The sequence below is a fragment of the Streptomyces sp. NPDC055815 genome (assembly GCF_053616475.1).
Genome location: NZ_JBSHDU010000098.1, coordinates 20,724 through 30,318, shown reverse-complemented (window position 1 = coordinate 30,318; position 9,595 = coordinate 20,724). Strand labels below are relative to the sequence as shown.

General features: G+C 70.7%; 8 protein-coding genes. 2 read left to right on the top strand and 6 right to left on the bottom strand.

The window, feature by feature from the left end; genetic code table 11:
* Window positions 1-49: 49 nt before the first annotated feature.
* Window positions 50-406, bottom strand: coding sequence for a HesB/IscA family protein (locus ACWGN5_RS37180; protein ID WP_018848827.1), 357 nt, complete (start codon window positions 404-406; stop codon window positions 50-52).
* 247 nt (window positions 407-653) lie between these two features.
* Between ACWGN5_RS37180 and nadA the strand changes: the two genes are divergently transcribed.
* Complete coding sequence (nadA, locus tag ACWGN5_RS37175) at window positions 654-1,844, top strand: quinolinate synthase NadA (protein ID WP_453522827.1); 1,191 nt, start codon at window positions 654-656, stop codon at window positions 1,842-1,844.
* A gap of 72 nt (window positions 1,845-1,916) precedes the next feature.
* Here nadA and ACWGN5_RS37170 read toward each other — a convergent pair whose 3' ends face one another.
* The 5 genes from ACWGN5_RS37170 to ACWGN5_RS37150 all read right to left on the bottom strand — a co-directional run bounded on the left by ACWGN5_RS37170 (window position 1,917) and on the right by ACWGN5_RS37150 (window position 8,690).
* Window positions 1,917-5,045, bottom strand: coding sequence for an efflux RND transporter permease subunit (locus tag ACWGN5_RS37170; RefSeq protein WP_453522826.1), 3,129 nt, complete (start codon window positions 5,043-5,045; stop codon window positions 1,917-1,919).
* Between the two features lie 160 nt (window positions 5,046-5,205).
* Entirely contained in the window at window positions 5,206-5,895 is a 690-nt protein-coding gene (locus tag ACWGN5_RS37165) for a response regulator (RefSeq protein WP_453522825.1), read from the bottom strand.
* Window positions 5,892-7,148 (bottom strand): sensor histidine kinase, encoded by a 1,257-nt coding sequence (locus ACWGN5_RS37160; protein ID WP_453522824.1) that lies wholly within the window; start codon window positions 7,146-7,148, stop codon window positions 5,892-5,894. The genes ACWGN5_RS37165 and ACWGN5_RS37160 overlap by 4 nt, the downstream gene beginning before the upstream one ends.
* Before the next feature lie 438 nt (window positions 7,149-7,586).
* Window positions 7,587-7,865, bottom strand: a complete 279-nt coding sequence (pspAA, locus tag ACWGN5_RS37155; protein WP_453522823.1) for a PspA-associated protein PspAA — start codon at window positions 7,863-7,865, stop codon at window positions 7,587-7,589.
* 24 nt (window positions 7,866-7,889) lie between these two features.
* Window positions 7,890-8,690 (bottom strand): PspA/IM30 family protein, encoded by an 801-nt coding sequence (locus ACWGN5_RS37150; protein ID WP_453522822.1) that lies wholly within the window; start codon window positions 8,688-8,690, stop codon window positions 7,890-7,892.
* 273 nt (window positions 8,691-8,963) lie between these two features.
* On the opposite strand from ACWGN5_RS37150, the gene ACWGN5_RS37145 reads away from it, so the two are divergent.
* The gene (locus ACWGN5_RS37145; protein WP_453522821.1) at window positions 8,964-9,569 is read left to right on the top strand and encodes a DUF3043 domain-containing protein; all 606 of its coding nucleotides are present in this window, start codon (window positions 8,964-8,966) and stop codon (window positions 9,567-9,569) included.
* The last annotated feature ends 26 nt before the right edge of the window (window positions 9,570-9,595 follow it).

Sequence of the window (9,595 nt, the reverse complement as noted above, 5' to 3'; positions counted from 1 at the left end):
CGGCGGCTCCGGGGATTCCCGGGGCCGCCGCCCTCTCGGTTCTTCAGGCTTAGCTGAACGAGTCGCCGCAGGCGCAGGAGCCCGTGGCGTTCGGGTTGTCGATGGTGAAGCCCTGCTTCTCGATCGTGTCGACGAAGTCGATCGACGCGCCGCCCAGGTACGGGGCGCTCATGCGGTCGGTGACGACCTTGACGCCGTCGAAGTCCTTCACGACGTCGCCGTCGAGCGAACGCTCGTCGAAGAACAGCTGGTAACGCAGGCCGGAGCAGCCGCCGGGCTGAACGGCGACGCGCAGGGCCAGGTCGTCACGGCCTTCCTGGTCGAGGAGGGCCTTGACCTTGGCCGCGGCGGCGTCGGACAGGAGGATGCCGTCGCTGACAGTGGTCTTCTCGTCCGATACGGACATCTGCTTCTCTCCCGGTGGTGTACGGAGACTGCTTGCCGACGGTTGCAACCGACGGTGCCCCGGATTCATTCCGGGCCGAGTGGGGTCTTCCCTCTTTCATGCTCGCACACCATGTCCAGGAGCGCGGACAGCGAATTCGTCACATCGACACTATGGCCATCGTCATCCTGACGTGAAGCGGTTATGATAGATAGCGTCATTTCGACGAAAAGCGTTTCCCGAAGACCCCGAAGAAAGGGTGCGTGACGTGACCACCGCCCAGCCCCTGGATGTGCAGCCGACGCCGCTCGCCCTGCTCCTGCTCGGTCGCGAAGCCGACCCGAAGAGCGAGCGCGGGGTGGAGTGTCCCGGCGATCTGCCGTCGCCCTCCGACCCGGACCTCGTGGAGCGGGCCCGCGCCGCGAAGGAGAAGCTCGGGGACAAGGTCTTCGTGCTCGGCCACCACTACCAGCGCGACGAGGTCATCCAGTTCGCCGACGTGACGGGTGACTCCTTCAAGCTCGCGCGCGACGCCGCCGCCAAGCCGGAGGCCGAGTACATCGTCTTCTGCGGTGTCCACTTCATGGCCGAGTCGGCCGACATCCTCACCGGCGACGACCAGAAGGTCGTCCTGCCCGACCTCGCGGCCGGCTGCTCGATGGCCGACATGGCCACCGCCGAGCAGGTCGCCGAGTGCTGGGACGTGCTGACCGAGGCCGGCATCGCCGAGCAGGTCGTGCCCGTCTCGTACATGAACTCCTCGGCCGACATCAAGGCCTTCACCGGCAAGCACGGGGGCACGATCTGCACCTCGTCCAACGCCGAGCGGGCCCTGAACTGGGCCTTCGAGCAGGGGGAGCCCGGCACAACAAAGGTGCTCTTCCTGCCGGACCAGCACCTGGGCCGCAACACCGCCGTCCGCGACATGGGCATGTCCCTGGACGACTGCGTCGTCTACAACCCGCACAAGCCGAACGGCGGTCTCACCGCCGAGGAGCTGCGCGCCGCCAAGATGATCCTGTGGCGGGGCCACTGCTCGGTGCACGGCCGCTTCTCGCTGGACTCGGTGAACGACGTCCGCGAGCGCATCCCGGGCGTGAACGTGCTCGTCCACCCCGAGTGCAAGCACGAGGTCGTCGCCGCCGCGGACTACGTGGGCTCGACCGAGTACATCATCAACACCCTGGAGGCGGCCCCGGCCGGTTCCACGTGGGCCATCGGCACCGAGCTGAACCTCGTCCGCCGACTGGCGAACCGTTACGCCGACCAGGGCAAGGAGATCGTCTTCCTCGACAAGACGGTCTGCTTCTGCTCGACCATGAACCGCATCGACCTCCCGCACCTCGTGTGGACCCTGGAGTCGCTGGCCGAGGGCAACCTCGTCAACCAGATCCAGGTCGACAAGGAGACCGAGAGCTTCGCCAAGCTGGCGCTTGAGCGGATGCTGGCTCTGCCGTAACGATTCCTCGGTACGGACGGACGGAAGGGGCGCCCCGCACTCGCGGGGCGCCCCTTCGTCATGCGGTACGGATCAGACCGCGGCCGGCTCCTTCGCCTGCGGCGGGACCTGCGCGTCGCCCTCGCCGCCGCCCTTCGCCGCCCGCTTCGCCGCCTTCCTCTTCGCGCGGCGCTCCTTGCGGAGCTCCACCATCGCGTAGAGCGTCGGGACGAGCAGCAGGGTCAGCAGCGTCGAGGTGATCAGACCGCCGATCACCACCACGGCCAGCGGCTTCGCGATGAAGCCGCCCTCGCCGGTGACGCCGAGCGCCATCGGGAGCAGCGCGAAGATCGTCGCCAGAGCCGTCATCAGGATCGGGCGCAGACGGTGCCGCCCGCCCTCGATCACCGCTTCGACCACGCCCAGGCCCTGGGCCCGGTACTGGTTGATCAGGTCGATCAGGACGATCGCGTTGGTGACCACGATGCCGATCAGCATCAGCATGCCGATCATCGCCGGGACGCCCATGGGCGTGCCCGTGGCGACGAGCAGGCCGATGGCGCCGGTCGCCGCGAACGGGATGGAGACCAGCAGGATCAGCGGCTGGATCAGCGAGCGGAAGGTCGCGACCAGGAGCATGAAGACGATCGCGACGGCCGCGAGCATCGCCAGGGCCATGCTGCTCGCCGCCTCGGCCTGGTCCTCGGAGACACCGCCGATGGAGGCGGCGGCGCCGTCCGGGAGGCCGAGGCCGTCGATCTTCTTCTGGAGCGCCGCGCTGACCTCACCGGTGTTGTCGGTGGTCGGCTTGGCCGTGATCGTCGCCGCGCGGGCACCGTCGATCCGCGTCATGGAGACCGGTCCCGCCACCAGCTCGACGGTGGCGACGTCGCCCAGCTTCACCGGGCCGAGCGGCAGCGCCTTCAGCTCGGCCAGGGTGGTGGCCGGCTTCGCCGAGGTGATCAGGACGTCCCGCTCGGTGTCGTCGAGGGTCGCCTTGGCGGCCGGGATGCCACGTACGGCCTGGGAGACGACCATGCCGAGCGTGGTGTCGTCGAAGCCCGCGTCGGCGGCCTTCTCGTTGGCCTTCACCGAGATCCGGGGCACCGACTGCGACAGGTCGCTCTGGACGTCGGTGACGTCCTTCAGCTCCGCCACCGCGTTCTTGACCTGCTCCGAGGCCTTCTTCAGGACCTCCGGGTCGCCGGCCTTGACGACCACGCTCAGGTCCTGGCTGCCGAAGCCGTCACCGGCCGCGATGGAGGTGTCGCCGATGCCGTCGAGCCGGCCGAGCGCCGCGTCGATCGCGTCGCGGGTCTTCTCGTACGAGGCGGAGTCCTCCAGGGTCACCTGGAAGGAGGCCTGGTTGGAGCCGGTGCCGCCGCCGAAGGCCGCCATGAAGCCGGAGGAGCCCACGGTGACCTGGTAGTCCTTGACGCCCTCGGTGTCGGCGAGGACCTTCTCGATCTTCTTCGCGGCCTCGTCGGAGGCGGCGAGGCTGGTGCCGGGCGCCAGCTTCTGCTTGACCGTCAGGACCTGCTGCTCGCCCTGGTCGAAGAAGTTGGTCTTCAGCAGACCGCCCATCCCGAAGGTGCCGAAGAGCACCACGAGGGCGATGACCACGCTGGTGAGGCGGCGCCGGGTCGCGAACCGCAGCACCGGCACGTACGCGCGCTGCAGCCTGCTCCTGTTCTCCTTCTCCTCGGCCAGCCTGCGGGCCTCCTCCGGGTCCTCCGGGGTGCCCTTGGGGGCGCGCAAGAACCAGTACGAGAGGACCGGCACGACCGTGAGCGAGACGAGCAGCGACGCGAGGAGCGCGGCGGTGACGGTCAGGCTGAACGAGCCGAAGAGTTCGCCGATCATGCCGCCGACCAGACCGATCGGCAGGAAGACGGCGACGGTGGTGAGCGTCGAGGACGTGACCGCGCCGGCGACCTCCCTGACCGCCGTGACGATCGCGGCCTGGCGCTCCTCGCCGTAGCCGAGGTGCCGCTTGATGTTCTCCAGGACCACGATCGAGTCGTCGACGACCCGGCCGATGGCGATGGTGAGCGCGCCGAGCGTCAGCACGTTCAGCGAGAGGTCACGGGTCCACAGCACGATGAGGGCCAGGACGACCGACAGCGGGATGGAGACCGCGGTGACCAGGGTGGAGCGGAGCGAGGCGAGGAAGACCAGGATGACGAGGACGGCCATGACGAGGCCGAGCGCGCCTTCCGTGGTGAGGCCGGAGATCGACTTGGCGACGGCCGGGCCCTGGTCGGAGACCACGGTCAGCTCGGCGCCCGAGCCGAGGTCCTTGCGCAGCTGGGGCAGCTTTTCCTGGACCGCGTCGGAGATGGCGACGGCGCTGCCGTCCTTGTCCATGGTGGCCATGACGGCGAGGCTGGGCTTGCCGTCGGTGCGGGTGATGGAGACGCGGCGCGACTCCTCCTGCTCGACCGTGGCGACGTCGCCGAGACGGACCGCCCTGCCCTTCTCGGGCTTGATCCGCAGGTCCTCGATCTGGCGGAGCGAGGTGTAGCCGCCGCCGACCTGGACGGTGCGGCTCTTGCCGGCCTCCGAGAAGGCACCGGCGGGCATGGTGCCGCCGCCGTTCCTGATCGCCTCGGAGAGCTTCATCGGGCTCAGGCCGGCCGCCGCGAGCTTGCGGTCGTCGGGCGTGACGGAGACCTGGAGGTCCTGCACCCCGTCGACGGTGACCTGGGCGACGCCCTCGATGTCCTCGAGGACCGGGACGACGGTCTTCTCCAGCTGGTCGGCGAGCGCCTGCTGGTCCTTGTCGGAGGTGACGGCGAGGACGACGGTCGGGATGTCGTCGGTGGAGCCGGCCACCACCTGCGGGTCGACCGAGTCGGGCAGCGTGGCCCGGGCCCGGTTCACGGCCTGCTGGACGTCGGCGACGAGCTGCTTGGTCCCCTCGTCCCCGTAGTCGAAGCTGGCCATGATGACGGCGCTGCCCTCGGAGGCGGTGGACGTGATGCCCTTGATGCCGTCGACGGCCTTGAGGTTGTTCTCGATCGGCTGGACGACCTGCTTCTCGACCACGTCGGGCGAGGCGCCCTGGTACGGAGCGAGGATCGAGACCATAGGGAGCTCGATCGAGGGGAACAGCTGCTGCTTCAGCTGCGGGATCGCGATCACTCCGAAGAGGAGCGCGACGAGGGACATCAGCCCGATCAGGGCCCGTTGCGCGAGGCTGAATCTGGACAGCCAGGACATGGGGACTCTCTTCTGTGGCGTACTCGGCGGCCGGACACCCGCAGGGGTCCCCAGGGGTGTCCGCTTATACGATCAGCCATGAGAAGGGCCCGATCCTCGGCCCCCGGGCCCAATTCCTTATGCCGCGCATACCGCGTCTGGAGTACGCCCGCCCCTCGGGTCACTCCACCCTTGGGCGTACGAGACCGGACTCGTACGCCGTGACCACCAGCTGCGCCCGGTCACGGGCGCCGAGCTTGGCCATGGTCCGGTTGACATGCGTCTTCACGGTGAGCGGGCTGACGTCGAGCCGTTCGGCGATCTCGTCGTTGGAGAGACCGCCCGCGACGAGGACGAGGACCTCCCGCTCCCGCGCGGTGAGCGCGGCGAGCCGCTCGGAGCGCGCCGCGGCGCCCTCGCCGAGGGGCTCCGCGCCGGAGCCCTGCGCGAGGAAGGTGGCGATCAGGCCCTTCGTGGCGGCCGGGGAGAGCAGCGCCTCCCCGGCGTGCGCGATCCGGATCGCGCCGAGCAGCTCCTCCGGTTCGGCGCCCTTGCCGAGGAAGCCGGAGGCGCCGGCGCGCAGCGACTGCACGACGTACTCGTCGACCTCGAAGGTGGTCAGCATGACGATCCGTACGTCCGCGAGCTCGGGATCGGCGGTGATCATCCGGGTGGCGGCGAGGCCGTCGGTGCCCGGCATCCGGATGTCCATCAGGACGACGTCGGGCCGCGTGGCACGGGCGAGCGCGACCGCCTCGGCGCCGTCGGGCGCCTCCCCCACGACCTCCATGTCGGACTCGGAGTCCACCAGGACCTTGAAGGCGCTGCGGAGCAGGGCCTGGTCGTCGGCGAGCAGTACCCGGATCGTCATGTGCTGTCCTCCCCCGTGCGGCACGTCACCGGCAGTATCGCCTGGACGCGGAAGCCGCCGCCGTAGCGGGGGGCGGCGGTGAGGGTGCCGCCGAGCGCCCCGACCCGCTCCCGCATGCCGAGCAGCCCGTGGCCGCCGACCGGGGGCAGCTCGGTGGCCTGCGGCGGGACCGTCCGGGGCGTGCCGTTGTCGAGGACGGTGATCTCGACCGTACGGCCCACCCGGACGATGCTCACCTCGGCCTTCGCGTCCGGGCCCGCGTGCTTGCGGACGTTCGTCAGGGCCTCCTGCACGATCCGGTACGCGGCCAGGTCGACGGTCGCCGGCAGCGTCAGGCCCTCGTCGGCGCGGGCCAGGGAGACGGGGAGACCGGCCTTGCGGAAGCTGTCCAGCAGCCCGTCGAGGACGGCGAGGCCCGGGGCGGGCTCGGTGGGGGCCTCCGGGTCGCCGGACTGGCGAAGCAGACCGACGGTGGCGCGCAGCTCGTCCAGGGCGGAACGGCTGGCCTCGCGGACGTGCGCGAGGGCCTCCTTGGCCTGGTCGGGGCGCTTGTCCATGACGTGGGCGGCGACGCCGGCCTGGACGTTCACCAGGGCGATGTGGTGGGCGACGACGTCGTGGAGGTCGCGGGCGATCCGCAGCCGCTCCTCGGCGACCCGGCGCCCGGCCTCCTCCTCGCGGGTCCGCTCGGCCCGCTCCGCGCGCTCCCGGATCGCGTCGACGAAGGCGCGGCGGCTGCGGACGGCGTCCCCGGCGGCCGCGGCCATGCCGGTCCAGGCGAAGACGCCGAGGTTCTCCTGCGCGTACCAGTGGGTCGGCCCGAAGACCATGGCCGCGGCGGTCAGCACCGCCATCGTGACGAGACCGACCCGCCAGGTGGTGGGGCGGTCGGTACGGGAGGCGACCGTGTACAGCGCGACGACGGCGGCCATCGCGATCGGGGCGGGACGGTTGTCGTTGACGAGCTCGAAGAGGCTGATCGTGACGGTGAAGGAGAGCACCGCGAAGGGGCTGCGGCGGCGCATCACGAGGGCGGCCGCGCCCGCGACCATGATCAGCACGCTCCACACGTCGGGGCTGTGGTCCCCGAACGTCGGCCCGTCCGGGCTGCCGTGCGGGTCGGTGAACGACCCGGCGATCATGGCGACGAGCGCGCCGGCGGCGATGGTCGCGTCGAACGCGAGCGGGTGCGCGCGGAACCAGTCGCGTAGGCGGGCGTAGGGGGTGCCGGTGGCGGGGCCGGTTTGGGTCACGGGAGACAACGGTACGGGTCCGCTGTGGTCGGGCCTCTCGCAAGGGGCGGCGCGCACCCGCCCCGGTTGTGGGCCTGCGTTCCACCGGGACGGTGCCCACCCCGTTGTGGGCATGCGTACCACCGGGGCGGTGCCCACCCCCGTTGTGGGCCTGCGTTCCACCGGGGCGGTGCCCACCCCCGTTGTGGGCATGCGTTCCGCCGGGGCGGAACGGGTGGGCACAACGGACGGCGCCCTTGCCGGCGCCAGAGGCTTACGCGCCTGGAGCCGCACCACCAGCTCGGTGCACGGGGTGCGGGTTCAGGCTCGGGACGCGGAGGCGCCGCTGAAGGGCGCCGTCCCGTGTGCCCACCCGTCCCGCCCCAGCGGGACGATTGCCCACACGGGGGTGGGCCGGGGCGCCGCCCAGGTGGGCGCGGGCCCCACACGGGGGGCGGGTCAGCCGGGGATCAGGCCGTCGTTGGAGAGCATCGCGCGGACCTCCTCCAGACCCGCCCCCGGCGCCGGAAGGATCAGCTCCGAAGGCTCCAGCGCGTCGTCCGGAAGCGGTGAGCCCAGTCGGCGGACCGCGTCGAGGAGGGCGCCCAGCGTCCGCCGGAAGCCTTCCTCGTCCCCCGCCTCCATCTCCGCGAGCAGCTCGTCGTCCAGCTTGTTCAGCTCGACGAGGTGGCTGTCGGCCAGCGTCAACTGGCCCTCCCCCATGATCCGTACGATCATGACGCGTCCTGTCTGTCGCCGAGGCTACTTCTCGAAGCGCGGGTGGGACTGCGACTGCTGGGTGCGGTCCTGCGGCGCGGCCGCCCCGCCGCCCTCGATGGCCTGCTGCTGCGCCGAGGGACCCCCGGCCAGCTCGGCCTTCATCCGCTGGAGCTCCAGCTCGACGTCCGTGCCGCCGGACAGCCGGTCCAGCTCCGCCTGGATGTCGTCCTTGGCCAGGCCCGACTGGTCGTCGAGCGCGCCCGAGGCGAGCAGCTCGTCGATCGCGCCGGCGCGCGCCTGGAGCTGGGCGGTCTTGTCCTCGGCCCGCTGGATCGCCAGACCGACGTCGCTCATCTCCTCCGAGATGCCGGAGAAGGACTCGGCGATCCGGGTCTGCGCCTGGGCCGCCGTGTAGGTCGCCTTGATGGTCTCCTTCTTGGTGCGGAAGGCGTCCACCTTGGCCTGGAGACGCTGGGCGGCGAGGGTGAGCTTCTCCTCCTCGCCCTGGAGCGTCTGGTGCTGCACCTCCAGGTCGCTGACCTGCTGCTGGAGCGCGGCCCTGCGGGACAGCGCCTCGCGGGCCAGGTCCTCGCGGCCGAGGGCGAGGGCCTTGCGGCCCTGGTCCTCCAGCTTGGCGGACTGGCCCTGCAGCTGGTTCAGCTGGAGTTCGAGCCGCTTGCGGGAGGTGGCGACGTCGGCGACGCCCCGCCGCACCTTCTGCAGCAGCTCCAGCTGCTTCTGGTAGGAGTAATCGAGCGTCTCGCGCGGATCCTCGGCCCGGTCAAGGGCCTTGTTCGCCTTCGCGCGGAAGATCATCCCCATACGCTTCATGACACCGCTCATGGGCTTCGCGCGCCCCCTTCTGACGGACTCGGCTCCAGCTCTTCAACAGGATCCACAGTACGGGCCCTGTCTCCATTACCGCACTGTTCGGAGCGGGATGCGCTCCTCCCCAAGGACGACTGCGCGGGGTGTTCCCTCCCGCGCAGGGAGTAGACGGATCTCCGGGTGCCCCCCGCGCCGACCTTCGTACGTACCGCCCAAGACGCAGTCCGTTAGCGGATCGTTCCCGGCCGGCATGGGGTTCATGCCCGCCACCCCGTACCCTTGGGTTTTGTGTTCCGTAGCCGTTCGAAGGACGAGAAGGCCCCCACCGACAAGGTGACGGCGGACCTCTCCACCAAGCAGCCCCGCGACCCCGAGGCCCCCAAGGGCCGCCCGACCCCGAAGCGGAGCGACGCGCAGTCCCAGCGCCGTCGCGCCGCGACGGTGCCGACCGACCGCAAGGAGGCCGCCAAGCGCCAGCGCGAGGCACGCCGCTCGGACCTGGCCCGGCAGCGCGAGGCGCTGGCCAGCGGCGACGAGCGTTACCTGCCGCCCCGCGACAAGGGTCCGGTCCGCCGCTTCGTGCGCGACTTCGTCGACTCGCGGTTCGCGATCGCCGAGTTCTTCCTGCCGATGGCCGTGGTGATCCTCGTGCTGTCGCTGTTCGGCAACGCCAACCGGTCGCTGCAGAACATCTCCCTGCTGCTCTGGCTCGGTGTGATCATCCTGATCGTCATCGACTCGATCGGCATCTGGATCCGTCTGCGCAAGCAGCTCAACGAGCGCTTCCCGAACGAGCCGAAGCGCGGCGCCGTCGCCTACGGCCTGATGCGCACGCTCCAGATGCGCCGGCTGCGCCTGCCGAAGCCGCAGGTCAAGCGCGGAGAGCGGCCCTGAGCGCCGACAGCTCGGAGTTCGACGGG

Excerpts from the sequence above, each read along its gene's own strand:
- ACWGN5_RS37180 (WP_018848827.1), bottom strand. The coding sequence starts at position 406 with ATGTCCGTATCGGACGAGAAGACCACTGTCAGCGACGGCATCCTCCTG.
- ACWGN5_RS37170 (WP_453522826.1), bottom strand. The coding sequence starts at position 5,045 with ATGTCCTGGCTGTCCAGATTCAGCCTCGCGCAACGGGCCCTGATCGGG.
- ACWGN5_RS37165 (WP_453522825.1), bottom strand. The coding sequence starts at position 5,895 with ATGACGATCCGGGTACTGCTCGCCGACGACCAGGCCCTGCTCCGCAGC.
- pspAA (WP_453522823.1), bottom strand. The coding sequence starts at position 7,865 with ATGATCGTACGGATCATGGGGGAGGGCCAGTTGACGCTGGCCGACAGC.
- ACWGN5_RS37150 (WP_453522822.1), bottom strand. The coding sequence starts at position 8,690 with ATGAGCGGTGTCATGAAGCGTATGGGGATGATCTTCCGCGCGAAGGCG.